The sequence below is a fragment of the Chryseobacterium oranimense genome, from assembly GCF_900129755.1.
In the GTDB taxonomy this organism is placed as follows: Bacteria; Bacteroidota; Bacteroidia; order Flavobacteriales; family Weeksellaceae; genus Chryseobacterium; species Chryseobacterium oranimense.
This window is the reverse complement of record NZ_FQWT01000001.1, coordinates 1,159,282-1,185,111: the sequence shown is the minus strand read 5'-3', so window position 1 is coordinate 1,185,111 and position 25,830 is coordinate 1,159,282. Positions and strand designations below refer to the sequence as shown.

Sequence of the window (25,830 nt, the reverse complement as noted above, 5' to 3'; positions counted from 1 at the left end):
ATGAATCTGTTTGAGGAAATGTCAGAATTCCCTTTAAATATTCTTCCGCACGACGGCACTGTACATTATTACGGAAAGGTTTTTAATAAAGAAAAGTCTCAGTTCTTTTATGACTATCTGCTGCATCAGATTCCCTGGGAAAATGATGAAGCGATGATCTTCGGGAAGTTAATTCTAACGAAAAGAAAAGTGGCCTGGTTTGGAGAAAAAGCCTTTGAATACACTTATTCAAAGCGTACAAAACTGGCCAGATTCTGGACACCAGAGCTGCTGGAACTAAAAAGAAAATGTGAAGAAGTCTCAGGAGAAACCTACAATTCGTGCCTTCTCAACTTATATCATGACGGAAGTGAAGGGATGGCCTATCACAGCGACGGCGAAACCGATCTTAAAAAACATGGCGCCATTGCCTCCCTTACTTTCGGGGCAGAAAGAAAGTTTTTATTTAAACATAAAACAACCAAAGAAAAGGTGGAAATATTCCTGGAAAACGGAAGCTTACTCATCATGAAAGGAACGACGCAGGAAAACTGGCTGCACAGGCTTCCCCCGACGACAAAAGTGAAAACACCAAGGGTGAATCTGACGTTCAGAACAATTGAGGAATAAAATAAGGTGGCTTAGGCCAGAAGCCATCTGAAACCATAAAAAACCCCGGTCGCTGAGGTTCCTCAGCGACCGGGGTTTATACTTTTTAAACCGTATTTATTATTTCAACACGTCAGCTTCAATGGAACTGTCATCATATACTTTGATAAATGCCTTTGTATAATCTTTTTTCGTGGCAAAATTCGGGTTCTCCATGAATTTCTGAGGATTGATGGCAAAAAGCGGCCACCATGTGCTGCTGATTTGAATCTGGATCCTGTGACCTTTCTTGAAAGTATGCATGACATCCTGCAGCCTGAAATTCACTGCTGTTTTCTGTTCAGGTACCAAAGCTTCTCCTTTTTCCCTGGAATTTCTGAACCTTGCCGGCATAATCTCACTTCTTACCATTTGGTGATAGTTGGGATAGATCACTCCGTCTTTCTTTTCTAAAGGCTTAAAATCTTCAGGATAAACATCAATCAGCTTTACGGCAAAATCTGCATCAGTAGAGCTGGAGGCAATATTCAGTTTAGCCATAATTTCTCCTGCAAAACTTATATCTTCCGTTAAAACATCCGTTGTAAACGTTAAAACATCAGGTCTTCCCACTGCAAACCTCTGATCTTCGGACATATAATTTTTAGGCGTAAAGCCGTTGAAATCTTTCAGGTTGTCCGAGCTTAAAACAGGATTGTTCGGATCGCTGTAATACTCTGAAAATCCTTGTCCTGCTGTATTTTTTAAAGTGCCACCTGCTAAATAGAAATTAACTTTCTGGGCATTTTTTGGAGGATAAGAAGCAAATTCTCTCCATTCTTTAGACCCTGTGTCGTACATCAGGGCTTCCGGAAGCCCGGCATCTTCTTTTATATTTCCTTTTAAATAATGATTAAAAAACTTAGTTTCAATATTCTTCTGATAATACGTTGCAATACTGTCCCCGAAATAAATCTGGTTGTGGAAGTGTTTACCTTGTTCCTGAGCCCAGGCTCCGTGAGAGAAAGGTCCCATGACGATCGTATTTTTGGCCTTCGGACTTGTTTTTTCTATGGTTTTGTAAATATTCAGAGGCCCGGAAAGGTCTTCGGCATCAAACCAGCCGCCAACAGTCATTACGGCATGATTTACATTTTTCAAATGGGGAAGGAGGCTTCTTTTCTGCCAGAACTCATCATAGTTCGGATGGTTCATAATCTCGGTCATGAAGAAATTGTTCTGATAGTATTTTTCATAGCCGTCTTTCAAAGTTCCCATGTCTCTGTAAAACTTAAGACCGTCTTCCGAAGTCTGCTTTACAAAACTATCCATATACCAGGCTTTGTTTTCAGGCTTTGTTTTCTGAACTCCGAAAACAGGGAATGTTCTGAAATATCCCAGCATAAATCTTCCGTTATGAAGAAAATCATCATTCCAGAAATCGGAAATCGGAGCCTGCGGAGACGAAGCTACCAAGGCAGGGTGCTGCGCCAATATTCCTGCTGCAGTGTAAAACCCGGGATATGAAGTTCCGTACTGACCCGCCTTGCCATTGTTATCTTTCACATTTTTCAGAAGCCATTCTATCGTGTCATAGGTATCTGTACTTTCATCTACATCCTTTTTGGTCTTTCGGTCCACCTGGGGAGTCATATTGGTGAAAGTGCCTTCGCTCATATACCTTCCACGTACATCCTGGAATACAAAAATGTATTTATCCTTCATCAGGTAAGCATTGGGTCCCAGTTTGGTTCTATATTCGTTTTCGCCATAAGGAGCAATACTGTAACAGGTTCTCTGCATCAGGAAAGGATATTTGTTTTTGTTCGAAATATCCTTTGGAATATATATCGCTGTGAAAAGCTTTACTCCGTCACGCATCGGAATGTAGACTTCCTTTTTGGTGAAATTGTCTTTTACAAAAGTATCCTTCTGGTCTGCGTTCTGAGTATGCCCAAGGATGAAAAAGAAAATAAATAAAATTGAAATATGGATCTTCATAAATAAAATTTACGGCTAATTTAGAAATAAATCGTTTCCGATCCATAGTATATCTTCAATCTTTAACTAAAATAAAAAATAAATCCATCTTCATTAAATGCCAATAAAACACAAACATCCGTTTGATCTGCTAAATTTGAGAGAGAGAGTATTTTTTGCTCGCAGATTTAGCAGATGGCGTAGATTCTTTAATGTCCTTTTTCCAATAAATTTATTAAACTTCTTACTTAGATTATTCAAAATCATTCTGAGAATCAGTCTGCTGTTGAAAAGGTGAAGCCGTAGGTAAATAAAAAAACATCCCCAAGCGGGGATGTCTGTATTGTTTTTGAAATCAGTTTCTGAAAAATTATGCTCTTAAATATCTTGAATAAGCATATCCTTCCTGACCATCATCTGTCTTAACTTTCCACCAGTCATCAGAAGTCTGCTCGATTAAAGTTACCGATGAACCTTTTGCAGCTTTTCCTACTACAGCAGCTTCAGTAGAAGGCTCCTGTCTGATGTTCAGATTAGAATCTTCAGTAGCTACTGTTAAAGAAGCCCCAGAAGTTAATCCTGCTACCTGTACATCAATGTTGATGTCTGAAGCTGAATACGTGGAATCAATAGCTCCTAAAGCGTTCCATACCGCATCTTTTGCTGCTGTATTGGAAGCACTTCCTGTAACGTATAGGATACCGTCCTGCTCCTGAACCTGAAGGTTGGAAATTCCTGCAGACTGTGCTGCTGAAACTACGCTTGAATATTTATCTTGTAATGTGCTCATCTTAAAAAATTATTTTACCACTAGGTTATTGTTATATTTTCCGATTTTCAAAGCATCCACAGATTCTTTGATCTTTCTTGCCTGAAGGCTTGAAACATTTCCTGTAAGGGTAAGCTGCCCGTTTACAACCTCAACTTTTACAGAAGGGAAATCTTTAACAGCATCCTGAACTTTTTTCTGAACTGCAGGATCTACAGCAGATGCCGTTTCTACCGGTGCCGTTTCAACTGGAGCAGCAATAGTAGACATATCCATTACGTCTTTTACTCCGTTGATAGCTTTTAATTTGGCGATCATGGCATCCTTCGATTGCTGGTCTGCAAAAGTTCCGCTTAAATGAGCCACTCCTTCTTTTACTTCCACAGAAGCATTGGGATTAGAAGTTACCACAGTTGTAGCCTGAGTCTGAAGATCAGCATCAGAGACTTTCTTTTTACAAGAAACCGCTCCAAAGGATATAGCTAGAGCTAATGCAGCCATTGCGATAGTTTTTTTCATAGTTGTATATTTATTAATGTTGTTAATACAATCAAATGTAATAATAAAATTTGTACCAAAAGAATAAAAACTCAATAAATGTTTCTTAAATTTTTTACAATATTTTCGAAATCAGCGATTTAATTTTAATGTATTATAAACTTAATCTGGAGTTAACCGGATTCAGACAAAATCTTGTACCAATTGAAAAACTATTATATTTGTGGGAATTGAACTATTTATATGAAAGGACAAAATAAACTTTTTATTGCCATTATCGTTGCACTTATCCTGGGAGTAGGAATCGGAGGTATGGTACACGTACAGTATCCTGAGAGTGCAGAACCCTTTTCCAAAAACATCAAACTGCTGGGAACGGTTTTCATCAGGCTTGTACAGATGATCATTGCACCGCTGGTTTTTACAACCCTGGTAGTGGGAATTGCCAAAATGAGCGATATCAAAATGATCGGAAGAGTGGGAACGAAAGCAATGTTGTGGTTTATTACAGCTTCCCTGGTTTCCCTTTTTATAGGATTGATGCTGGTGAACTGGCTTGAGCCTGGGCATGTAACCAAACTGCCGATCCAGGATGCCGCCGCCGCGGAAGATCTTTTAAAAACCAGTAAGAGCTTCTCTCTGGAAGACTTCGTAAAGCACATGATTCCTAAAAGTTTATTTGAGGCCTTTGCCACCAATGAAGTACTACAGATTGTAGTGTTTTCCATCATGTTTGGTGTGGCGTTAGCCAATTTAGGGGAAGAATATTCAAAACCTGTGGTAAAACTTTTCGATATTATTGCCCATGCCATTCTTAAGATGGTAGGCTATATTATGTGGTTTGCCCCACTTGGTGTTTTGGGAGCTATTGCCGCTGTAGTTGCTGTCAACGGGTTTGAAATATTTAAAGTATATGCCATTTATCTGAGGGACTTTTTCTTTGCGTTAGGTGTACTTTGGCTTGTACTTCTCCTGGTGGGTTACCTGATTTTAGGAAACCGTCTTTTCGAATTATTAAAAAGAATCAAGGCTCCGTTACTGATAGCGTTCTCTACAACAAGTTCTGAGGCTGTTTTCCCGAAACTGGTGGAAGAGCTTGAAAAATTCGGATGTAATAACAGGGTAGTATCTTTCATTTTGCCATTAGGATATTCATTCAATCTTGACGGAAGTATGATGTATATGACGTTTGCTTCCATCTTTATAGCCCAGATCTACGGAATTGAAATGGAACTGGGGCAGCAAATTACAATGCTTTTAGTACTTATGTTAACCTCAAAAGGAATTGCGGGTGTTCCGAGAGCTTCTCTGGTGATCATCGTTGCGACATGTTCCATGTTCGGAATTCCACCGGAAGGTATCGCATTGATCCTGCCAATTGACCACTTCTGCGATATGGGTAGAAGTATGACGAATGTATTAGGAAATGCTCTGGCTACTTCAGCTGTTTCCAAGTGGGAAGGGCAGCTGGAAAATACTCCTCAGGAAGTGTAATGACAGAACAGTATTTAGACAATCATAAAAAGGTTGTTCTCAAAAACGGCTTTACAGTAATAGATTCTGTTTTTACTGATGATGAGATCAAAAAGATAATTGAGGTTATTCAGAATGCAGATACATCCGCAGAAAACTTCAGAAAATCTGATGACCTTTTCGCTGTGAGACAGTTTTTGAAGGAAGTTCCGGAAATTAAAAGTCTTGTGTTTAATGGTAATGTCAAAGCTATTATCAGAGAACTTTTCGGAGAAAAATATTTTGTAGTAAAAAGTATTTATTTTGATAAGCCGGAAACCTCGAACTGGTATGTTGCCTATCATCAGGATCTTACCATATCGGTAGATAAAAAACTTAAAATGCAGGGTTTTGGACCATGGACGACAAAGAAAAACCAGTTTGCTGTGCAGCCACCTCTGCCTGTTCTTGAAAATATCTACACCATAAGAATCCATCTGGATGATACTGATGAAAATAATGGAGCGCTTAAAGTCGTTCCGGGATCACACGCTAAAGGAATTTACAGACCCGAAACTATTGATTGGAATGTGGAAACCGAAGAGATCTGCAAGGTAGAAAAAGGCGGAATTATGATTATGAAACCCTTGACACTTCATGGTTCCAACAGAACCACAGATGGAAGGAGAAGAAGAGTGATTCATATAGAATTTTCTGATATGGAGCTGCCGGAAGAACTGAATTGGTCTGAGAGAATCAATTAAAATATATAACTTAAATGCTTCGAATCCGCTCAGCATGACAACATTCAACACGAATAGTTAATATTAGAGATGTCATGCTGAGCGGAGTCGAAGCATTCAATAAAAATACCCCCTTTGATATTTTCAAGGGGGGTATTTCATAGCATTTAGCCGTGGAACTATTTCACAGAAATTTCATCCACAAAAATATGCGCTTCACCGCCAGCACCCTGGTGCCATTCCGGAAGTTTCCCGAAATAATAAGCTTTTACTTTGATATAACGGGCTTCAGTAGGTAGAATTTCTGCTCCGAAATCTTTGATCTGCACTTTTTCATCTTTAGCATCAATCGTATTGTCGATGCTTTTGAGAAGAATAAAATCTTTACCGTTCATGGATGCATAATATTCCACTTTTTTAGGCATTAGAATCCATGCTTTGCTGTCCTGAAGATAGGTGGATGACAGTTTTGTGATCTGCTGTGGTGATTTCAGGTCAATAACGGCTTCAAAATCCTGACCCTGATAACCCTGCCAGTCTCCTTTTCTCCAATTCACATCACCATTGATTCCGTCGATAAGTGCCAGTTTTCCACCCGCGGTATATTGTGGATTTACTTTTGAATGGACGGTGATGTCCCAGTAATTAGGTCTTCTGCTGAAATTGGCTACTGTTACCGAACTTTTCTCACCGTTTCTTTCCGAATAAGCGTGAACCTGTGTCGTTTTACTGATGGTGAATGGTCCTTTATAGGCAGTGAAAGTTTTTCTTACATTAGCATCACTGTCACTTAAGGTCATATAATATACTTTATCATCCGGATTTAATGGGGTGATCTGAACTTTTGCCGAGAAATCGAAAATCCTGTCGGAAGCAATCACCGGTGCAGCAGTCAGTTGCGGATATTTATAATCCTTCACAGGTTTGATGTTTTCAAAGCCTAATTTCTGAAGTTCAGCTCTGCCGGTATTCTTTGTAATCAGTCTTGTAGTGCCGTCTTCCAGGTGAATTTTAACTTCATCAAAATAAGGAATTGTCGTCTGCCATTCCGGAAGCCCTGGAGTAACTGAGTAAATTCCCAGCGAACTTAAAATATACCATGCACTCATCTGGCCGCAGTCTTCATTTCCAATAAGACCGTCCGGCGTATTTTTATAGAAATTGTCGAGGATATATTTGATCTTGGCATCTGTTTTTTCCGGTTTTCCTACATAATTGTACAGATAAGCGATGTGATGGCTCGGCTCATTACCTTGTGCATACTGTCCCATTAAACCTGTAATATCTGCCTGCTCACGGCCTGTGGTTTTATCCGGTGCCGTAAAAATAGCATCAATAAACTGTTCAAACTTTTCCTTTCCACCATGCGCTGCGATCAATCCGGGAATGTCCTGCTGTGCGGAATAGGAATAATGCCACGAATTACCTTCCGTATAATTATTATTTACCTCCCTTGGGTCAAAAGGTTCATACCAGTTTCCGTTTTTCCTGGGTTGGATAAAGCCTGTGATTGGATTATAAAGGTTTTTCCAATTCTGTGAGCGTTTCATGAAATACTGATAATCTTCTTTCTTGCCCAAAATCTTGGCCATTTGTGCAATACACCAGTCATCATAAGCATATTCCACTGTTTTGGAAACACTTTCAGGCTCATCATCCATGCTGATGTAATGATTCTGCTTGTATGCATTTAAACCGAAAACATCCAGCATGGCAGAATTTTTTGAAGCTTCAAATGCCTTTTCATAATCAAATCCTTTGATTCCTTTGGCCATAGCATCCGCAATTACAGAAACGGAGTGGTAACCGATCATACATTCTGTTTCGTTGGATGCAAGTTCCCAGACCGGAAGTTTTCCACCCTGTTCGTATTGCTTGATGAAGGTGTTGATGAAATCAGCGGTTCTTTTTCTGTCGATCAGCGTCATCAGCGGGTGAGCAGCTCTGAACGTATCCCAAAGTGAGAATACAGAATAATAATCGAATCCGTTTGTTGTATAAAGCTTATTATCCCTGCCTCTGTATCTCCCGTCAACATCCATATTGATGTTCGGCTGGGTGAATACATGGTATAAAGCCGTGTAAAAAACAGAAAGCTTATCCTTATCATCAGATTTAACCTGAATTTTTGAGAGTTCCTTGTTCCATTCGGATTCAGCCTGTTTTCTTACAGATTCAAAATCACCTGATTTTCCTTCTGCAAGCATATTTTTTTCCGTTCCTTCATAGCCTGTTGGGGAAATAGCTACTTTTACACTGATCTTTTCTCCTTTCTTAACATCAGATGAGAAAGCCAGAGCCAGTTTTGTACCTGTAAAAAGCTTATCCTCCTGCTTTCCGTTAACATCTTTTTTTGAAATTTTCATCGGTTTTGAAAACTCAATTCTGGCGTAGATATATTGATTGGCTGCCCAGGCTTCGCTTCTCCTGAAAACCTCAATGGTTTTATCATCAATGATCTTTACTTCACCTTCCAGCAGTTTATCCCTGTGGTTGAGATTCAGAATGATATTCGCTTTGCCGGAATTGTTAAAAGTATATTCGTGATAACCCACTCTTTTTGTGGTGGTAAGACGGACATCAATATTATTTTTGTCCAATTTAACGGAATAAAATCCGGCAGATGCCTTCTCATTTTTGTGCGAAAATTTAGACGAATAATCTTTGCTGTTCAGGCTCACATTTCCCATTGTAGGCATCAGCATAATATCACCGTAATCCGAAACTCCGGTACCGTTTAAATGAGTGTGGGAAAAACCATAGATCACATTATCCGAATAATGGTATCCGCTGCAGCCATCCCAGCTGCCGTCTATCCTGGTGTCCGGTGAAAGCTGCACCATTCCGAAAGGGACAATAGCTCCCGGAAACGTGTGGCCATGGCCTCCCGTACCTATGAAAGGATTCACATATTGGGCTTCATTCTGAGAATAGATCATCTGGGCAATGAATAATGAGAAAATGGCCAGTCTGTTTTTCATAACATCAATTTATACCAACGAATATATTGAAAAAACTACAGAATACTATGTAACAAAAAAATGATAAGGACTGTCTTATTAAAAACTATTACTACAAAATAAATGAAGAAAATACTACTTTCGGTGGTTATGCTGATGCCGTTGCTTGCCTTTTCACAGCGTATAACAGGAAAAATTACACAATCAGGGAATTCAGGTCCATATATAGAAATCATAGCTGCTAAAGATCAGAAGAGGCAGTCTGCCATTTCGGATGAAAAGGGAAACTATACACTTAAACTTCCTGAAAACGGAACTTATCATATCAGATTAATACAGGACGGAGCAGAAATATCCGCATCAGATATTACGGTAAATGGCGATATGAAGCAGGATTTTTTTGTTGAGAGAAAACAGGAAAAACAGATTGAAGGAGTTACGATTACCGCCAGAAAAAAGCTGATTGAAAGAAAAGCTGACAGACTGGTCTTCAATGTATCCAATTCTGTTGCTTCACAGGGAATGGATGGAGCCGAAGCTCTGGCAACCACACCACTGCTTAAAGTAGACGATAACTCAGGAATTTCTATTGCCGGGAAAAACGGAGTTGCCGTGATGATCAATGAAAGAATGCTGAGCCTTTCGGGAAATGAGCTGGTAGCTTATCTTAAAAATTTAAGATCCGAGAATATTGAAAAAATTGAAGTGATTACCACACCGCCGGCAAAATATGAAGCTCAGGGAAACAGCGGCCTGATCAATATTGTTTTAAAGAAAAACCAGAACCTGGGCTGGAGCGGGAGCCTTACTACCGGACTTCAGCAGCAGACTTATACAGGAACCTCCAATAGCGCCACGATCAATTACCAGAATGAAAAACTGCGGGCATCCCTGAAGCTGAGGCAAAATAAAAGTGAAAAACATTCTTATGAAAATTATACCATCGAAGGAACCGACGGACTTAAAAGCTCTGACGACAGAAGAGATTTCGGAAACGGGCTGGGAGGAGGCTTAAGTGTAGATTATCAACTTAATCCTAAATCGAATGTTGGATTTATTTATGAGTATGGAGTGGGGCATTCCAATATGGATATTACGAATACTTCAGATTATTTTCAGAATGGAAATTATACCAATACACTGTCTACCTATGCGGAACACCGGGCCAGGAACCAACAGCAAACGGTAAGTGCCTATTATGATCTTAAATTCGGGAAAAGAGACAATAAACTAAGCATCACCGGAAATTATTTTTCCAATATTCCGAAGAGCCTTATCGATTTTACCACAACAGAAAGTTCCGGCGACAGTTTTATAGTAAGAACACCTTCTACAGTTAATTATAAAATTTATTCAGGGCAGGCGGATCTTACATTACCTTTTCAGTTTGCGAAGACGGAAACGGGAATAAAGTTTACCAATTTTGATAACAATTCAGATATTTCTTATCAGAATTTTACCGGTGGAAACTTTGTCACAGATCCTGTAAAAAGCAACGTATTTGAATATAACGAAAAGAATTACGCTGCCTATCTGAGCTTCGAGAAAGATTTCAATGAAAAATGGTCGGCAAAAGCAGGCATCCGCTATGAATATTCTACAGTGAACGGGAACTCTGTAACCTCAGGTCAGCAGACAGAAAATTCCTACGGAAAATTCTTTCCAACGGCTTATATAACCTATAAAAGCAATGAGAATAATACATTCAGCTTAAATTATTCAAAAAGGATCAACAGACCAGGATTCCGGGCGATTAACCCTTATCGCTGGTACATCAATGTTAACTCATATTTTACGGGAAATCCTCTGTTAAAACCTTCTATTAATCATAATTTTGAATTGTCCCATGTTTACAAAGGAAAATTATCTACTTCAGCCTATTTCCAGAGAACAGTAGAAGCATTTGACCAGCTGGTGAACCTTCAGGGGGAGAACCGTATCAGCACATTTGAGAATTTTTATAACCAGAACAGTATGGGAGTTACCATCAATTATTCAGATACTTTCTTTAAATTCTGGGAAGCCAATTATGCTGCGGATCTGTCCTATATGGAAACAAAAGTCTTTTCTACCGATGCCGCATCCAGAAAAGGAAGCAGTTATGATTTTAATTTCCAGAACAACTTGTCACTCAATAAAAGTAAAACAGTACAGCTTATTTTCAATTACTGGTTCCGCTTACCATCCAATTCCGGGAATGTGTATATGGATTTTGCCGGAAATTTTACATCAGGACTTAAGCTGAACCTTATGGAAAAAAGTCTTCAGATGAATTTGTTTGTTTCCGATATTTTCAAACAGTCGAGGAGCAGGGGAGAGATCTATTATACGACCGGAACTCATTATTACAATAATTATTATGATGCAAGAAGGCTTACCTTATCTGCAACCTATACTTTTGGAAACAAAAAAGTAAAAGGAACGGACCGTAATGTGAGATTTGATGAGAAAAGCAGGGCAAATTAAAAAAGATAGGGAGGAATTATTTTAAATGAGAACTTATAAACAAAAGTGCTCTTTTTATCCAATTACATTTAAACTCAAAAACTAAAGTGTTTAAAAGCTTGGTGCTTAAGTTTTTATTGCCCACAGATTTCACAGATGGACACAAATAATAAGGCTTAAAAATGACGAATTTATGTTTTGGCTGAAGCCCAGGCGGATGTTTAATATCCATAAAACGGGCTAAAGCCCGTTCCTATTGAATAGTCAGCTATTTAAATCTTTCAATTTTTTAATCTTTTAATCTCAAAACCCTACACTTCTCCTTCGAAAAAATCATTCAAATAGTTTTGCTGATGGACATCTGTACGGTCTGTTCCCAGAAATTTTTTCCACGCTTTGGATTCATGATAAACAATTCCCATTTCCCAGACGCAGTAGGTGGGAATGTGGATGTTTTTTCGGTCCCAGACCTCAAATGTTCCGGAATCGTTATAATAAACGCTTTCCCATAACTCGTTTTCGCTTCTCCAGGTACAGATCAGCAACAGATAATTTTCGCCGCATCTGTGCATGATAACAAATCCAAGGTCATCTTTGTCCTGGAAATTTTCATCAGCATTTTCAATACACGTCTTGGCATTAATAATATCCTGAGGAGAAATTACAGCCGGATCTTCTGCCAGATTATACCATTTGAACCTGGTTCTGCCAAGAGTGAAAATACCTTTGGGAGATGCATATTTAGAGGGATAGTTAGTTGCGTTCATAGATTCTGTTTTATAAAAGTGAAACGATATGATAAGGAGGGAGATAAGAAATGGGAGGGTGTATTTTTATCATCTTATTTATCACATCAGGTTATAGATTTTATTGATTCTAAATTATCGAAAAAATCCGTAAATTTGTGAACAATTTATATTTATATGTTGACGAAAGAAAAGGTTCAAGATTTCCTTAAAGAGATAGAAGTAGATGATTTGGTGAGTAATTTTCAGATTATGGGCAATGATGTTTATATTGACATGACAGCTCATTCACCAGCCATGCACGAAAAGAAAAAACTGGAAGCTGCCATGAAACAGGCTTTTGCCAGTGAGTTTGGTGAAGAGATCCAGCTAAAACTTAAAATTGTTTCTCCGGAGCCTAGCGAGATTCAGCAAAGCCAGATCAAAGGCAAGCAGATTCCGGGAATTCAGAATATTATTGCTATTGCTTCCGGAAAAGGAGGGGTGGGAAAATCTACTGTGGCTGCGAATATGGCAGTTACTTTGGCTAAAATGGGCTTCAAAGTAGGATTACTTGATGCCGATATCTACGGGCCATCTGTTCCTACAATGTTTGATACAGAAGGTGAAAAACCTCTCTCTGTAGAAGTTAACGGGAAGAGTATGATGAAGCCTATAGAAAACTATGGGGTAAAAATGCTTTCTATAGGATATTTCTCAGGAGCTAATCAGGCTGTGGTGTGGAGAGGTCCTATGGCTTCAAAAGCTTTAAATCAGATGATCAGAGATGCAGCATGGGGAGAACTTGATTTCTTGTTGATCGATCTTCCTCCGGGAACCGGAGATATCCATTTGTCTATTATCCAGGAAGTTCCGGTAACAGGTGCTGTGATTGTAAGTACACCTCAGCATGTAGCGTTGGCAGACGTAAGAAAAGGGATCGCTATGTTCCAGATGGAAAGCATTAATATTCCTGTTCTTGGATTAATCGAAAATATGGCGTATTTTACACCGGCAGAACTTCCTGATAACAAATACTATATCTTTGGACAGCAGGGCGCTCAGTATCTTGCTGAGGATCTGGGGATTCCGGTGCTGGGAGAGATTCCGTTGATTCAGAGTATAAGAGAAGCCGGAGATGTCGGAAGACCTGCAGCGCTTCAGGAAGGCTCTAAAATTGCAGAAATCTACACAGAAACGGCAAGAAATATGGTAGAAAGCCTTGTAGAAAGAAACAAAAACCTTCCGCCTACAGAAGCGGTAAAGATTTCGACTATGGCAGGATGCTCGCCGAAAGCTAAAAAATAATTATTTTCAATTAAGTTTGAAAAGAACCGAATTGAACGATGAAAAATATGGAAACAAATATAACACACGAAGATACAGTAACGAGAGTAATGGAAGCTCTGGAAAGCATCAGGCCGTTCCTGAACAAGGATGGAGGCGATATTGAGCTTATTGACGTGAAGGATAACCAGGTTTTTGTAAAACTTCTGGGGAACTGTTCCGGGTGTTCGCTGAATTTTTCAACCCTGAAACTGGGCGTTGAAAATACAATCAAGCAACATGCTCCGGAGATTGAAAAAGTAATCAATGTAGAGTAAAAAATTACACGAAATATTTTTTAAAGACAGGTTTTTCAGCCTGTCTTTTTTTTGTTTAAACAGATCATTATTTCATTATTTCAATCTGCTGTTTGATAAATTAACACTCTGTTTTATAGTGTTTTTTGTTAGTTCTGTTGGTTTTTTTTCATTATATTTGTGAAAAACGCATCTTATGTTTGAATTTTTACAAAACCTGGAACCGCTTCATCAGGGCTTCTGGTATACAGCTATAGCAGCCAGCTTTATTTTCTTAATTCAAACGGTTCTTACTTTTGCCGGAGGCAGTCACGGAGATGTAACACATGCTGATTTTAGCGGAGACAGCCATGCTGACAGCCCATTTCAGTTATTTTCTTTCAGAAATCTCATTAATTTCCTCTTGGGATTCGGATGGAGCGGGGTAGCGTTTTATGGCTCAATAGGAAACAAATTACTGCTGATCTTTGTGGCTGTGCTTATAGGTGCCGGATTTATATTTCTGTTCTTTATCCTTATTATGCAGATTCTTAAACTTACCGAAGACAATACATTTAAACAGGAAAACCTCATCGGAAGAGCAGGAGAAGTTTATCTTACTATTCCTGCCAATATGAGCGGCAAGGGGAAAATCACGATTTCCGTAAACGGAACGAGTCATGAACTCCCTGCGATGACAGAAGAAAAAGAAAATATTCCTTCCGGAGATTCGGTAAGGGTAACTTACATCTATGACAAAATCCTTGTCGTTTCAAAAATTTAATCATTATCAACCATTTTATAAAAACTATTTATGGCAATACCAGGAACTCTTATTCTTACATTAGTCATTGTACTTGTATTATTCGTCACATTTTTAGCCCTTATTTCGAGGTATAAGAGATGTCCGTCGGATAAAATTTTGGTTATTTACGGCAAAACCGGAGGCAGCTCTGCAAAATGTATTCACGGTGGTGGTGCATTTGTATGGCCTGTAATTCAGGATTATGCTTATCTCGACCTTAAACCTATCTCTATTGAAGCCAATCTTACCAATGCCTTATCCAGGCAGAATATCCGGGTAGATGTGCCGTGTAGATTTACCATTGCCATTTCTACGGAACCTGATTCTATGGGAAATGCTGCTGAAAGATTATTGGGATTGTCACAGGAACAGATCCAGGAGCTTTCCAAAGATATTCTTTTCGGACAGCTGCGTTTGGTTATAGCCACCATGACGATTGAAGAGATCAACTCAGACCGGGATAAATTTTTAGATAATATTTCTAAAAACGTAGATACTGAATTAAAGAAAATCGGTTTAAAGCTGATCAACGTTAACGTTACCGATATCAGGGACGAATCCGGATATATTGAAGCTTTGGGTAAAGAAGCGGCTGCAAAAGCGATCAATGAAGCGATCATCAGCGTTGCAGAGCAGACCAAGATCGGGGAAACCGGAAAAGCGATTGCAGACAGGGAAAAAGATACCCAGATTGCAGAAACACAAAGAGACAGGGACGTAAAGATTGCAATTACGAGAAAAGATAAAGAAGTAAGCATTGCTGCAGCGTTAAAAGATGAGTCGATTGGTAAGGCAGAAGCTGAAAAAGAGTCCAGAATTGCGACTTCATTGGCCAATTCCATCGCCGTAAAAGGAGAAAACGAAGCCAAAATTACCATTGCCAATTCCGATGCCGAAAGAAGGGAAAAAGAAGCAGAAGCATTAAGAATTGCAACGGCTGCGGAAAAAGTACAGGCTGCAAGGTCTTTGGAAGAATCTTATCTGGCCGAGCAGAAAGCAGAAGCAGCAAGGGCTGAAAGAGAACGTGCTACGCAACAGGCCAACGTTGTAGTACACGCAGAAATTGCCAAACAAAAAGCGATCATTGATGCCCAGGCAGAAGCTGAAAAACTAAGATTACAAGCCAAAGGAGAGGCAGATGCTATTTTCGCGAAAATGGAAGCTGAAGCAAAAGGGCTTTATGAAATTCTGACCAAGCAGGCTGAAGGTTACGATAAAGTGGTACAGGCCGCTGGCGGCGATACCAACAGTGCCTTCCAGTTACTGTTAATTGAAAAGCTTCCTGAATTGGTTAAAACGCAGGTTGAAGCTGTTAAAAATATTAAGATCGACAAAGTGACGGTTTGGGACAGTGGAAACGGGCAGGATGGAAATAGTTCTACCGCTAATTTTGTTTCCGGAATGATGAAAACAGTTCCGCCGCTGAATGATCTGTTTAATATGGCAGGTCTTAATTTACCGGATTATTTAAAAGGTAAGCCGGATGAGGTTAAAAAAGAGATCATCACGGTTCCGGAGAAGAAAGAAAAGAAGAATTTTGATGACATGACTCCGGAAAAACCGGAAACTGAGGCTCCGAAAGCTTAATATTAAGATATTATAAAAAGACTCGGGCGGAAAGCAAAGCTTTCCGCCCGAGTCTTTTTATAATTCATAGTCCTGAACTCTTTAATTACAGGATTAGACAAAATGCCAAAAAGCAAAATTAAATTGTGAGTAGAAATAAGATTCGGAGAAGTGATGAAGGTAAATTATATCAGGCAAATGATAACATATGCTCAGCAGTAAAGCAAATCAGCAGTTTTGTAGTTTTGCCTTTTTAAGTATTTTCACTTACTGATCTGGTTTCCTGAGATATTCAGTGTTTTGTCTGCGGAAGATTTCCCTTCCATTGGGTGTTTCTGCATATAAAAATAGCCTGAAACAGCCATCAGAACAAGAAGTATAAAAACCACAAGAACTATTCTTTTTAACATGTCTCTCATATTGCTAAATTTTTAATGTCCCTAATTTCTAAAGTAGAGGTAGGATATCCTTTATGCACAGCGTTGATCATAGCTCTGCCCACTTCATGTAAAGTTAACGATTTTGATGGTAACAAAATAGGAAAAATCCAAATAAATGGTTTAAAGAACCATTTTACATTGGTTTGACCCTCAACGGGTTTCATGAATCCTGGGCGGAAATTGAATGCATTCCTGAAGCCCATTTTTTTCAAAGTGTTTTCTGTTCTTCCTTTTACCCTTGCCCACATCATCTTTCCACTTTCTGTGCTGTCTGTAGATGCTCCGGAAACATAATTGAAAACCATGTCTGGGTTTTGGTTCAGAACGGCTTTGGCAAAGTGAATTGTAGTATCATAGGTAATCTTTGTATAATCTTCCTCATTCATCCCCACACTGCTGATTCCGGCACAGAAAAAACAGGCGTCATAACCTTTAAGATTTTCATCATTCAGATCTATGGATAAGAAATCAGGAATCAGATATTCCCTGAGCTTGGCATGTGTTTTCCCGGAAGGTTTTCTGCTTACACTTAGAATTTCAGAGATATTAGGATTTTCAAGGCATTCCATTAAAATACCTTCACCTACCATACCGGTTGCTCCTGTAAGAATTATTTTGATTGGGTTCATTTTTTCTGTTAATATTATGTGAGACGTACCACTTTTCGCTTTACTTTAAATTTACTGCAAAAATTTTAGATTTTAACATTTTTGTTTTGGAGTAGGGATCCACCGCTTCTGTCATTACGAGCGAAGCGAAGTAATCCCTTAATAATTCTAAATGTTTCTTAATGTTTAATTGAGATTGCTTCGCTTTGCTCGCAATGACGTTATATAAAATAAAAACCGGCCAGATTCTGGCCGGTTTCTAATATAGTGTGAGAAATTTACTTTTTTTCATGCAGCTGACTGTAAATATTATGGATCAATCCGTCAGCCACGGAAATTTTAGGAACAAATATCCTGTTGATATCTGACCAGGACATGACATTGTTAAAGATTCTCAAAGCATGTACCAGAACATCCGCCCGGTCTTCCCTGAGGTTATGTTTGCTCATTCTTTCCTCTACAGAAAGTTCGTTAAATTCTTTATATACCTTTTTAAGATGGGAAAGTGTCATAGGTTTTCCGTCTTTTGTTTTGCTCATTGAGAAAACTTTATTGATATTTCCTCCGGAGCCAATAGCCACAATAGGTTTTTTACTGACGATATTTTTTTTAATTTCTTCCTTCATTTCCTGCCAGTTATCTGCAGATACCAGATTATTTAGAAGTCTGATTGTTCCGATATTGAAGGATTTTTCATAAACCATTTTTCCGTTTTCGTAAAAAGTAAGCTCTGTGGAACCTCCTCCCACATCAATGTACAGATAGGCAAACTCTTTGTCGAGTCCTTCTGCAACATGGTTTTCATAAATAAGAGTGGCTTCTTCGTCTCCGGAAATAATTTCTATATTGATTCCCGAAGTTTCCTGAACCTGCCTGATGATTTCGTTTCCGTTGGAGGCATCACGCATCGCACTGGTGGCACAGGCACGGTAATGCTCTACTTTATAGATCTTCATAAGATCGCTGAAAATCCTCATAGAGTCAATGACCATTTTTTCTCTTTCTTCCCCGATCATTCCCATGGTGAATACATCCATCCCCAGCCTCAAAGGAATTCTTAAAAGATTAAGTTTTATAAATTCAGGTTTTCTGTTGCTGATCTTTACTTCATTGATCAGAAGTCTGGCGGCGTTGCTTCCTATATCTATCGCTGCGATCTTCATTTTTTGCTTGTTTTAGCTTTTAAATACTTGTAGGTTTCTATTTGAGAACGGCATTCCTTTTTATCATTCCTTACATACTCGTTGCTCAATTTTTTGTCTAAAATACGAGCTTTTACGTTATCTCTCAACTGAATGTCGAGAATATCTTTCAATTCCTTCTTAAGTTCCTTATCCGTAATCTTTGCCGCAGCTTCAATTCTGTAGTCCAGGTTACGCGTCATCCAGTCTGCGGAGGAAATATATAGGTCTTCTGCTCCTTTATTGTAGAAATACATTACCCTTGCATGTTCCAGGTATTCATCAACAATGCTTATCGCTTTTATTTTTTCCTTGAATTCTTTTTGATTCACAGCACAGTAGATCCCTCTTACGATGGCTTTTGTAACCACTCCGGCTTTGGCAGCTTCATAGAGTTTTTCGATAAGAGCCCTGTCGCTCATGGAATTAACTTTAACAATAATTTCAGCCTTTCTTCCTGCTTTCGCTTCTTCAATTTCCCTGTCAATATGATGTACGATTTTTTCACGCATAAACTGCGGGCAGATCATTAGATTTTTGCAGGTTTTCAGGACCGGAAGGAAATCATCTTTCGGCTTTTTAAGGACATTAAATACTTTATTAATATCTGCCATAATGCCACGGTCTGCGGTCATCAGCAAATGATCTCCATAGATCTTTGCTGTTTTTTCGTTAAAATTTCCGGTACTTACAAAACCATACTGAATGGTTTTATTATGTGATCTTTTCTTGATCACACATAGCTTGGCATGTACCTTTTTATTGGGAAGGCCTATAAGGACTGTGATTCCCTCAGGTTCAAACATTTCTTTCCACTGCAGGTTGGATTCTTCATCGAATCTGGCCTGAAGCTCCAGCATTACCGTCACTTCTTTACCGTTTCTCGCCGCATAAATCAGGGCATTACTGATCTTTGAGCTGCTGGCAAGACGGTAGGCGGTGATCTGTATGGATTTTACATCAGGATCCATTGCTGCTTCACGCAGAAGGTCAATAACCGGGTTATACTTGTGGTAAGGGAAAGTAAGAAGAACATCTTCCTTTAAGATAACATCAGTTACCCTTTCACCGTTTTCAAAAGCCTGATGGGTGAAAGAAGTTCTTTCCACAGGTCTTTCGTAGGCTTCAAAAACATCCGGGAAATCCATGAAGTGTTTGAAATTATGAATTTTTCCCCCTGGAATAATGCTGTCTTTTTTTGTTAAGTTCAATTTCCTGATCAGAAGTTCCAGCAGGGCCTTATCCATATCTTTATCAAAAGCAAAACGGGTAGGCTTCCCTTTTCTTCTGTTCTTGAGCCCTTTTTCTATTTTTTCAGCAAAATTGGTACGGATGTCATTATCAAGTTCCAGCTCTGCATCTTTTGTCACCTTAAAAGAATTCGCAGAAAATTCATCATAGCCGAAATAAGAAAATATATGGGGAAGGTTAAAGGTGATGACATCTTCAAGCAGCATGACATTCTTCTCTTCAGGATCTTCCGTAGGTAACAGGACAAATCTTCCTACAAAACGTGACGGAATTTCAATAATCGCATAATTACTGGAATACTGCCAGTCTTTTTTCCTCATAGCCACCCCAAGATAAAGACTTTTATCCCTCATATACGGCATTGGCGTGTTTTCATGAAGCAGGATGGGGATAACATTGGATTCCACCACTTCATCAAAATATTGCCTTACAAATTCCTTTTGTTTGGCTGTCAGGTTCTTAGAGGTCTTAATCGATACTTTGAGATCGGCCATTTCAGCCTGAATGTGCTTCCATGTCTTATCAAAATTCTGCTGTTGCCTGATCACAATTTCATTGATCCGCTGAAGAATTTTGGAAGGCGGCTGGTAGAAAGATTCCGCAATTACTTTTTCTTTAAAATCCATTGCACGCTTTAATCCGGCTACCCGTACCCTGAAAAATTCATCTAAATTGTTGGAAAAGATTCCCAGGAAACGTATTCTTAAGTGTAAAGGGACATTTTCATCCATAGCTTCCTGTAAAACCCTTTCATTGAAAGCAAGCCATGTAATATCTCGCGGATTGAAGTGTACTGACATTTTAAATGTGTATATTTTATCAAAAATAGCAATTCGTGAAGTTTAATTCACATTTCCAAGGTTAAACTTTAATTAATTTTTTAAAATTCCTCATGTTCAAACTGTCCTGAATACTGCAATTTAACATAATCTGGCAAGTCTTATTTCCTCTGATTATTCTTGACTCTGTCATTTTGTCACAAAATAGGAGATGGTACAGATATTGAGAAATTGAGAGTGTAAATTAAAATATAAAAATTAGAAAAAATATAAATATTATGAGTAAAATAATTGGAATTGACCTAGGAACAACCAACTCTTGTGTTGCTGTAATGGAGGGGAAAGACCCTGTTGTTATCCCTAACGCAGAAGGTAAAAGAACGACTCCGTCTATCGTGGCATTCACAGAGGATGGTGAAAGAAAAGTAGGGGATCCTGCAAAAAGACAGGCTGTAACGAATCCAAAGAAAACTGTATACTCTATCAAAAGATTTATCGGTACTCATTTTAAGGAAGATGCTAAAGAAATTTCAAGAGTACCTTATGAAGTTGTAGCAGGACCAAATGATACTGTAAAAGTTAAAATTGACGACAGAGAATATACACCACAGGAAATTTCAGCTATGACGCTTCAGAAAATGAAGAAAACTGCTGAAGATTATCTTGGACAGGAAGTAACAAGAGCGGTAATTACTGTTCCGGCTTACTTCAACGATGCACAGAGACAGGCTACTAAAGAAGCTGGTGAAATTGCAGGTCTTAAAGTAGAAAGAATCATCAACGAGCCTACGGCTGCAGCTTTAGCTTACGGTTTGGATAAAAACCACAAAGATCAGAAGATTGCTGTATATGACCTTGGTGGAGGTACTTTCGATATCTCTATCCTTGATTTGGGAGACGGTGTATTTGAAGTATTGTCTACAAACGGAGATACGCACTTAGGAGGTGATGACTTTGATGATGTGATCATCAACTGGATGGCAGATGAATTCAAAGCTGAAGAAGGTGTTGACTTAAAATCTGATGCAATTGCATTACAAAGATTGAAAGAAGCTGCTGAAAAAGCAAAAATCGAGTTATCTTCTTCTCCTCAGACTGAAATCAACCTTCCATATATTACAGCTACGGCTACAGGTCCTAAACACTTAGTGAAGACTTTAACTAAAGCTAAATTCGAGCAGTTATCCGCAGATCTTGTAAGAAGATCTATGGAGCCGGTTGCTAAGGCATTGAAAGATGCAGGTTTATCAACTTCTGATATTGACGAAGTAATCTTGGTAGGAGGTTCTACAAGAATCCCGATCATCCAGGAAGAAGTAGAAAAATTCTTCGGTAAAAAGCCTTCAAAAGGAGTTAACCCGGATGAGGTTGTAGCAATTGGTGCAGCAATCCAGGGAGGTGTATTGACAGGTGATGTAAAAGATGTATTGCTTCTTGACGTTACACCACTTTCTTTAGGTATCGAAACTATGGGTTCTGTATTCACTAAATTAATTGAAGCGAACACTACGATCCCAACTAAAAAATCTGAAGTATTCTCTACAGCTTCTGACAACCAGCCGGCCGTAAGCATCAGAGTAGGACAGGGTGAAAGACCAATGTTCAACGATAACAAGGAAATCGGTAGATTCGACCTTACAGATATTCCACCGGCACCAAGAGGAGTTCCTCAGATTGAAGTAACTTTCGATATTGATGCTAACGGTATTCTAAGCGTATCTGCTAAAGATAAAGGAACTGGTAAAGAACAGACAATCAAGATCCAGGCTTCTTCAGGTCTTTCTGACGAAGAAATCGAAAGAATGAAGAAAGAAGCTCAGGAAAACTCTGCAGCCGATGCTAAGAAAAAAGAAGAAGTTGAAATCTTCAACAAAGCAGACGGATTGATTTTCCAGACTGAAAAGCAGTTAAAAGAATTCGGAGAAAAGCTTTCTGCTGACAAAAAATCAGCTATTGAAGCAGCTCACGGAGAATTGAAAACCGCTTTCGAAGCTAAAAATGCTGACGATGTAAAAGCTAAAACAGAAGCTTTAGATGCAGCCTGGATGGCAGCTTCAGAAGAATTGTATGCAGCAGGGCAACAGGCTCAAGGTGCTGATGCAGGAGCTCAGAATCCTGGAGGTAATGCAGGAGGTGCAGATGATGTACAGGATGCAGACTTTGAAGAAGTAAAATAAGAAGCCGTAAGTAAACCTTACACTTTATTATACAACCGCAGTAAACCCCATGTTTATTGCGGTTTTTTATTGTTGTGCTTGTACTTTGGATGTATGGTTATTATGACGTTTTCAAACCAGAAACTGATAGATAAAAGGCCAATTATTTCACTTCAACAGCCAATATCAATTGATGTAACAGCTTGAAGAATTATCTGATAAAATTGAGGATTTCCGTAATGAGTATTTAAAATGAGGTTATAAATTGCTTAAAATAATTTAAATTTTATAATTATGGCAAAATATGCAATTTCAGGCGTTTGGAAAAATGGTGATGATGTAATCACTCATTATGCATTTCATGAGATGAATGAAGAAGGTAATTTTAGGGCAGTTAAAAAATCTAAAAGCGAAGCAATTAAACTATTAGAAACTTCAGGGAACACAGCTATAACCTGGATCTGGAATTATAAGGATTCTAAATGGAATAGTGGTCAGAATGTAGTAGTAGCTAACGATTCGGATGGCAAATATTTAAAAACAAGCCCAGATAATAAAGAGATGAATAATCTTAAACATTTAATTGATTATTATTGGATAGCTCCTTAATTTTTTGCTAAAATTCTAATTAATTGAATGTTATTAAGCATGCAAACTTCCCCGGATCTTTGATCCGGGGAAGTTTTGTTCAGATTAAACCAAAAAATATTTTATAATCTGATCATGCATCTGTAAAGTTGCTTTTTAGTCAATAACAATATAATTGTACTTTTCACTAGGTGCTATGCTGTATTCCACCTCTTCTGTGTAGGTAGGAACCACTTCACACCCGAATCTTCCCCTTGGCACGCATGGTCCGCTCTCTCGGGACAGTACCTGGTTGGGAAGGCTCATATTAATGTTCATTCCTGCATTTTGAAGAACAATAGGTTCATTGGTGGTAGTATATGTCCATGGTCCGTACATTCCGCTGTTTTTCACTCCCTTTTTAGATATTTTGTTGATTACAAAACGAATGGCAGGGTGGGCGATTGTATTAGTCTGGCTTTTGCTAGAATAGAAATACAGCTTTAAATCCACATTCCTGTTACGGCCACTGGTAATATTTTCTTTCACGAGTTTTACGTATACCGGTGGATTTTTAATATCAAATTTAAAGGTAGTTTTCACCGGCGAATTATCTTTCAGGTAAGAATAGGAGCAGAAAATAGGAACGCCCGGCTGGCTCTTGGAAAAAGTTCCTTTTGAAATGTGATTCACAAAAGCTTCATATCCTTTGAAAGATTGAGCTGCCGTTACCCCGCTTCCGCCTATTAAATAAAGATTGAAATCTGCTCCGTTCAGGAAATTTTTTTCATCTTCTGTCAGATAGCTTTCTCCTTTTACAAATAGTTTGCTGAAAGATTCATTAATTGTTGTTCTGGCTGTTTCTGTCAGTTCGTTCGTCTCAATTGTTAATACCCCCATTCTTCCGTAAGATATAGAATTCACATACACCGGCTCTACACCGCCTGTATCCAGATTGGTATCATTAACCAGCGAGCCGGCAGGAATATCCATATCCAGGGTGAAAGAAGTCTGGTAAAACTTTACATAGAATCCTGTTCTTTTGGCAATCATTCCTTCCTCAATATTCGTGGATGAAGAGTTTTTTCCAAACAGGGATCTTGTGTTCACATTAGACCCGAAAGCTACTTTCAATTCATCGTATGACGTAAACTGCTCAACACTGTAGCTCAGTGTTCCGTTTTGTGTAAAGTCGGCCGACTGGATATAATCCTGGACCAGCTGCCTGGTTTTGGATAAAGAAGGCTGGTCAATCGTGAAAGCCGTTTTTTTATTCAAAGCCGGGATAGACATTGAAACGGTCACAGGCTTTACGGAAGCGGTAATCGGCTTGAAATTCATATCCTGTATAGAATTTCCTTTCAACAGGGAACCTGGGAAAATGTACATCTGAAGATGAGGAAGGACGATAGATTCTGAAGATTCGAATTCTTTGGTTTCCGTGAACTCTTCCAGATTGCCTCCTTTGGCAGACATACTTCTTATTTTTCCGGATAATGCCGACGGATATGTCCCAAATGAAGTGATATTCACAATCTGAGGAGCGCGGGTCATTTCCTGGGCTTCGGTTCTGTCCAGTTCTGTGGCACAACTTGATAAAGCAGCCATAGAAATGGCTGCCATTACATACATCAGTTTTTTCATGATTATTTTTCTACAGTAAATGTTGTGTAGTATACAGAATTGTCTTCTGCATGGGCTGCTGTAAAGTTAATCGGAACTCCCGGAGCGTTAGCTGTAAACTGGCCTCCGTTCACGATAAAATTAATGAAACCTGTATAACCCTGAACCACTTGAACGGCATCAGAACCTATCCCTCCCAGAATGTATACTTTCAGATCAGATTCTTCAAGGATTTTCTTACTCTGAACATCAATGCTGATAGAGCCGTTTACCATTTTGGCATTTAATGCTGCCTTTAAGGCAAACGCTGTTTCGTTATAAGAATAATCAGATTCCAGGGAGATAATTCCCAGTCTTCCATAAGTGATGGAATTGATATAAACCGGATTTTTAGAGGCTGCCAGATTCAGGTCAGATTCATTTTTGAAAATATTTCCGTTATCCGGAATATCCATATCGATGGTAAAATTCTTCTGAGTGAATTTAGCAAAGATGCCGGTATTTTTTTTCACCTTATTGTTGCTTCCGCTTACATCAATACTGAAAATGCTTCCAATATTAACGTTAGCTCCAAATGCAATTTTAAGTTCGCTGTAATAAGAGAACTGTTTGATGTTATAATCAAAGGCAAGGGATTGCTGTCCGCTGAAATTAGCACTCTGCATCGCTTTGAATATGGAAGATCTCATGCTGGAGAGCGAAGGTTTTTCAATGGTGTCCACAATAAAATCGGACGGGAACGAGTAAGAAACCGTAATCGGCTTTACAGGATAGGAAATGGGAGTGTACGAAAGATTATCAAGAGTAGTTGAGTTGTAAACCCCTCCGATAAACGTTTTGTTGGGAGCAGTTACTACCATCTGATCACTGTTTAGCGTAACGGTGGTTGTTTTGGAAGTAATTGGCTGTCCTCCTACGGAAACTTCATCGTAATTTAAATACTTGGATGGTAAAGTAACTACAGGATTAAGTCCTTTCGAGGCCTTTGCGCCATCTAAAACGGTTGGTGATTCTTCATTGATATCCTGACGACAAGATACAGAAGTGATACTGGCTACAACCAGTAATGCCATGGGTAAAATGATTCTTTTCATGAGTTAAATTTGAGAACCCAAAAGTATTATTTTTACACGTATTGGTGAAATATATATAG

21 protein-coding genes are annotated in these 25,830 nt (G+C 38.8%); 10 read left to right on the top strand and 11 right to left on the bottom strand.

Going from position 1 to position 25,830, the window contains the following annotated elements; genetic code table 11:
* Positions 1 to 609, top strand: a complete 609-nt coding sequence (locus BUB03_RS05455) for an alpha-ketoglutarate-dependent dioxygenase AlkB family protein (RefSeq protein WP_040998376.1) — start codon at positions 1 to 3, stop codon at positions 607 to 609.
* Positions 610 to 708: 99 nt separating this feature from the next.
* Here the strand turns inward: BUB03_RS05455 and BUB03_RS05450 are convergent, their stop codons facing one another.
* From BUB03_RS05450 to BUB03_RS05440, 3 genes are all read right to left on the bottom strand, one after another.
* Positions 709 to 2,568, bottom strand: coding sequence for a CocE/NonD family hydrolase (locus tag BUB03_RS05450; RefSeq protein WP_073060890.1), 1,860 nt, complete (start codon positions 2,566 to 2,568; stop codon positions 709 to 711).
* 349 nt (positions 2,569 to 2,917) lie between these two features.
* Positions 2,918 to 3,337 carry an SH3 domain-containing protein gene (locus BUB03_RS05445; RefSeq protein ID WP_040997845.1) on the bottom strand — a complete coding sequence of 140 codons (420 nt, stop codon included), beginning with the start codon at positions 3,335 to 3,337 and terminating at the stop codon, positions 2,918 to 2,920.
* A 9-nt stretch (positions 3,338 to 3,346) separates the two neighbouring features.
* A complete protein-coding gene (locus tag BUB03_RS05440; protein WP_040997843.1) occupies positions 3,347 to 3,835 on the bottom strand; it encodes a BON domain-containing protein in 489 nt (162 codons plus the stop codon).
* Positions 3,836 to 4,057: 222 nt separating this feature from the next.
* Between BUB03_RS05440 and BUB03_RS05435 the strand changes: the two genes are divergently transcribed.
* On the top strand, positions 4,058 to 5,308 hold the full coding sequence (locus BUB03_RS05435; protein WP_040997841.1) for a dicarboxylate/amino acid:cation symporter: 1,251 nt from the start codon (positions 4,058 to 4,060) through the stop codon (positions 5,306 to 5,308).
* Complete coding sequence (locus tag BUB03_RS05430) at positions 5,308 to 6,030, top strand: phytanoyl-CoA dioxygenase family protein (protein WP_073060887.1); 723 nt, start codon at positions 5,308 to 5,310, stop codon at positions 6,028 to 6,030. Before BUB03_RS05435 ends, BUB03_RS05430 begins: the two co-directional genes overlap by 1 nt.
* A gap of 158 nt (positions 6,031 to 6,188) precedes the next feature.
* Here BUB03_RS05430 and BUB03_RS05425 read toward each other — a convergent pair whose 3' ends face one another.
* Positions 6,189 to 8,990, bottom strand: coding sequence for a GH92 family glycosyl hydrolase (locus BUB03_RS05425; RefSeq protein ID WP_073060885.1), 2,802 nt, complete (start codon positions 8,988 to 8,990; stop codon positions 6,189 to 6,191).
* A 102-nt stretch (positions 8,991 to 9,092) separates the two neighbouring features.
* Between BUB03_RS05425 and BUB03_RS05420 the strand changes: the two genes are divergently transcribed.
* Positions 9,093 to 11,435, top strand: a complete 2,343-nt coding sequence (locus BUB03_RS05420) for a TonB-dependent receptor domain-containing protein (RefSeq protein WP_073060882.1) — start codon at positions 9,093 to 9,095, stop codon at positions 11,433 to 11,435.
* A gap of 290 nt (positions 11,436 to 11,725) precedes the next feature.
* On the opposite strand, the gene BUB03_RS05415 is transcribed toward BUB03_RS05420, so the two are convergent.
* Positions 11,726 to 12,181, bottom strand: coding sequence for a hypothetical protein (locus tag BUB03_RS05415; protein ID WP_073060879.1), 456 nt, complete (start codon positions 12,179 to 12,181; stop codon positions 11,726 to 11,728).
* A 156-nt stretch (positions 12,182 to 12,337) separates the two neighbouring features.
* Here BUB03_RS05415 and BUB03_RS05410 point away from each other — a divergent pair, with 156 nt between their 5' ends.
* From BUB03_RS05410 to BUB03_RS05395, 4 genes are all read left to right on the top strand, one after another.
* Positions 12,338 to 13,447: an Mrp/NBP35 family ATP-binding protein gene (locus tag BUB03_RS05410; RefSeq protein WP_040997833.1), complete on the top strand. Its 1,110-nt coding sequence runs from the start codon at positions 12,338 to 12,340 to the stop codon at positions 13,445 to 13,447.
* Positions 13,448 to 13,494: 47 nt separating this feature from the next.
* The gene (locus BUB03_RS05405) at positions 13,495 to 13,743 is read left to right on the top strand and encodes a NifU family protein (RefSeq protein ID WP_002977212.1); all 249 of its coding nucleotides are present in this window, start codon (positions 13,495 to 13,497) and stop codon (positions 13,741 to 13,743) included.
* A gap of 175 nt (positions 13,744 to 13,918) precedes the next feature.
* On the top strand, positions 13,919 to 14,485 hold the full coding sequence (locus BUB03_RS05400) for an NfeD family protein (protein WP_040997830.1): 567 nt from the start codon (positions 13,919 to 13,921) through the stop codon (positions 14,483 to 14,485).
* A gap of 30 nt (positions 14,486 to 14,515) precedes the next feature.
* Entirely contained in the window at positions 14,516 to 16,093 is a 1,578-nt protein-coding gene (locus BUB03_RS05395) for a flotillin family protein (RefSeq protein WP_073060876.1), read from the top strand.
* A 242-nt stretch (positions 16,094 to 16,335) separates the two neighbouring features.
* On the opposite strand, the gene BUB03_RS21805 is transcribed toward BUB03_RS05395, so the two are convergent.
* From BUB03_RS21805 to ppk1, 4 genes are all read right to left on the bottom strand, one after another.
* The gene (locus tag BUB03_RS21805) at positions 16,336 to 16,491 is read right to left on the bottom strand and encodes a hypothetical protein (RefSeq protein WP_175547481.1); all 156 of its coding nucleotides are present in this window, start codon (positions 16,489 to 16,491) and stop codon (positions 16,336 to 16,338) included.
* The gene (locus BUB03_RS05390) at positions 16,488 to 17,141 is read right to left on the bottom strand and encodes an NAD-dependent epimerase/dehydratase family protein (RefSeq protein ID WP_073060873.1); all 654 of its coding nucleotides are present in this window, start codon (positions 17,139 to 17,141) and stop codon (positions 16,488 to 16,490) included. The genes BUB03_RS21805 and BUB03_RS05390 overlap by 4 nt, the downstream gene beginning before the upstream one ends.
* 257 nt (positions 17,142 to 17,398) lie before the next feature.
* The gene (locus BUB03_RS05385) at positions 17,399 to 18,283 is read right to left on the bottom strand and encodes a Ppx/GppA phosphatase family protein (protein ID WP_073060870.1); all 885 of its coding nucleotides are present in this window, start codon (positions 18,281 to 18,283) and stop codon (positions 17,399 to 17,401) included.
* Complete coding sequence (gene ppk1 / locus BUB03_RS05380) at positions 18,280 to 20,352, bottom strand: polyphosphate kinase 1 (RefSeq protein ID WP_040997824.1); 2,073 nt, start codon at positions 20,350 to 20,352, stop codon at positions 18,280 to 18,282. The genes BUB03_RS05385 and ppk1 overlap by 4 nt, the downstream gene beginning before the upstream one ends.
* A gap of 257 nt (positions 20,353 to 20,609) precedes the next feature.
* On the opposite strand from ppk1, the gene dnaK reads away from it, so the two are divergent.
* Positions 20,610 to 22,508 carry a molecular chaperone DnaK gene (dnaK, locus tag BUB03_RS05375; RefSeq protein WP_073060867.1) on the top strand — a complete coding sequence of 633 codons (1,899 nt, stop codon included), beginning with the start codon at positions 20,610 to 20,612 and terminating at the stop codon, positions 22,506 to 22,508.
* Between the two features lie 273 nt (positions 22,509 to 22,781).
* On the top strand, positions 22,782 to 23,096 hold the full coding sequence (locus tag BUB03_RS05370) for a DUF3892 domain-containing protein (protein ID WP_073060864.1): 315 nt from the start codon (positions 22,782 to 22,784) through the stop codon (positions 23,094 to 23,096).
* Positions 23,097 to 23,231: 135 nt separating this feature from the next.
* Here the strand turns inward: BUB03_RS05370 and BUB03_RS05365 are convergent, their stop codons facing one another.
* Both BUB03_RS05365 and BUB03_RS05360 read right to left on the bottom strand, forming a co-directional pair.
* A complete protein-coding gene (locus tag BUB03_RS05365) occupies positions 23,232 to 24,698 on the bottom strand; it encodes a thiol-activated cytolysin family protein (protein WP_073060861.1) in 1,467 nt (488 codons plus the stop codon).
* A 2-nt stretch (positions 24,699 to 24,700) separates the two neighbouring features.
* Positions 24,701 to 25,771, bottom strand: a complete 1,071-nt coding sequence (locus tag BUB03_RS05360) for a thiol-activated cytolysin family protein (RefSeq protein WP_040998469.1) — start codon at positions 25,769 to 25,771, stop codon at positions 24,701 to 24,703.
* Positions 25,772 to 25,830 lie beyond the last annotated feature (59 nt).

Coding starts and splice junctions, on each gene's coding strand:
- BUB03_RS05410 (WP_040997833.1), top strand. CDS start 12,338: ATGTTGACGAAAGAAAAGGTTCAAGATTTCCTTAAAGAGATAGAAGTA.
- ppk1 (WP_040997824.1), bottom strand. CDS start 20,352: ATGTCAGTACACTTCAATCCGCGAGATATTACATGGCTTGCTTTCAAT.
- BUB03_RS05420 (WP_073060882.1), top strand. CDS start 9,093: ATGAAGAAAATACTACTTTCGGTGGTTATGCTGATGCCGTTGCTTGCC.
- BUB03_RS05450 (WP_073060890.1), bottom strand. CDS start 2,568: ATGAAGATCCATATTTCAATTTTATTTATTTTCTTTTTCATCCTTGGG.
- BUB03_RS05435 (WP_040997841.1), top strand. CDS start 4,058: ATGAAAGGACAAAATAAACTTTTTATTGCCATTATCGTTGCACTTATC.
- BUB03_RS21805 (WP_175547481.1), bottom strand. CDS start 16,491: ATGAGAGACATGTTAAAAAGAATAGTTCTTGTGGTTTTTATACTTCTT.
- BUB03_RS05405 (WP_002977212.1), top strand. CDS start 13,495: ATGGAAACAAATATAACACACGAAGATACAGTAACGAGAGTAATGGAA.
- BUB03_RS05425 (WP_073060885.1), bottom strand. CDS start 8,990: ATGAAAAACAGACTGGCCATTTTCTCATTATTCATTGCCCAGATGATC.
- BUB03_RS05430 (WP_073060887.1), top strand. CDS start 5,308: ATGACAGAACAGTATTTAGACAATCATAAAAAGGTTGTTCTCAAAAAC.
- BUB03_RS05400 (WP_040997830.1), top strand. CDS start 13,919: ATGTTTGAATTTTTACAAAACCTGGAACCGCTTCATCAGGGCTTCTGG.
- BUB03_RS05390 (WP_073060873.1), bottom strand. CDS start 17,141: ATGAACCCAATCAAAATAATTCTTACAGGAGCAACCGGTATGGTAGGT.
- BUB03_RS05385 (WP_073060870.1), bottom strand. CDS start 18,283: ATGAAGATCGCAGCGATAGATATAGGAAGCAACGCCGCCAGACTTCTG.
- BUB03_RS05440 (WP_040997843.1), bottom strand. CDS start 3,835: ATGAAAAAAACTATCGCAATGGCTGCATTAGCTCTAGCTATATCCTTT.
- BUB03_RS05365 (WP_073060861.1), bottom strand. CDS start 24,698: ATGAAAAAACTGATGTATGTAATGGCAGCCATTTCTATGGCTGCTTTA.
- dnaK (WP_073060867.1), top strand. CDS start 20,610: ATGAGTAAAATAATTGGAATTGACCTAGGAACAACCAACTCTTGTGTT.
- BUB03_RS05370 (WP_073060864.1), top strand. CDS start 22,782: ATGGCAAAATATGCAATTTCAGGCGTTTGGAAAAATGGTGATGATGTA.
- BUB03_RS05360 (WP_040998469.1), bottom strand. CDS start 25,771: ATGAAAAGAATCATTTTACCCATGGCATTACTGGTTGTAGCCAGTATC.
- BUB03_RS05455 (WP_040998376.1), top strand. CDS start 1: ATGAATCTGTTTGAGGAAATGTCAGAATTCCCTTTAAATATTCTTCCG.
- BUB03_RS05445 (WP_040997845.1), bottom strand. CDS start 3,337: ATGAGCACATTACAAGATAAATATTCAAGCGTAGTTTCAGCAGCACAG.
- BUB03_RS05395 (WP_073060876.1), top strand. CDS start 14,516: ATGGCAATACCAGGAACTCTTATTCTTACATTAGTCATTGTACTTGTA.
- BUB03_RS05415 (WP_073060879.1), bottom strand. CDS start 12,181: ATGAACGCAACTAACTATCCCTCTAAATATGCATCTCCCAAAGGTATT.